General features: G+C 61.2%; 1 protein-coding gene. It reads left to right on the top strand.

What is annotated here, in order from left to right; all coding sequences use genetic code 11:
• Positions 1-613: hypothetical protein (locus F4V54_RS11140; protein WP_346265118.1), on the top strand; the 613-nt coding region annotated here is incomplete at both ends.

Below are 613 nucleotides of genomic sequence, written 5' to 3'. Positions count from 1 at the left end.
CAGCGCTCCGGTTACCGTGAGGAACGCATTAACCGTCGCATGAGTGACCCAGACATCCCGGCAGAGGTAGATGTCAACGACCTGGACCCGATGGTGCTGCAGGACCTGAAGTCGCTATCGAAGGAGAACTCCGAGGCCGTCGCTAAGCATATGATCATGGCTGCGACGTGGATGGAAGATGATCCTAAGCTCGCATTGCGGCATGCGCGTGCCGCCAAGGACCGCGCTGGCCGCGTCGCAATTGCTCGTGAGGTCAATGGCATTGCTGCGTATCGTGCGGGCGAGTGGAAGGAAGCCCTTGCTGAGCTGCGTGCCGCGCGACGCATTTCCGGTGGCCCCGGAATGCTTGCAGTAATGGCTGATTGCGAGCGCGGTTTGGGCCGCCCGGAGAAGGCGCTGGAGCTAGGTCGTGCGGAGGAAGCATCGGAACTTGATGAAGAGTCCAAGATTGAGCTGGCGATTGTTCTGGCCGGCGCCCGCCTAGACATGGGGCAAGCCGAGTCCGCGGTTGTCACCATTCAGCGCGCACATCCTGATCGCGATGCCCGCGGGGTAAGCGCGTGCCGTCTTGCTTATGCCTACGGTAATGCTCTGCTTGAAGCAGGCCGAAAGG

The sequence above is a fragment of the Corynebacterium tuscaniense genome (genome assembly GCF_008693065.1).
GTDB classification, from domain to species: Bacteria; Actinomycetota; Actinomycetes; order Mycobacteriales; family Mycobacteriaceae; genus Corynebacterium; species Corynebacterium tuscaniense.
This window is presented reverse-complemented; position numbering and strand designations above follow the sequence as displayed.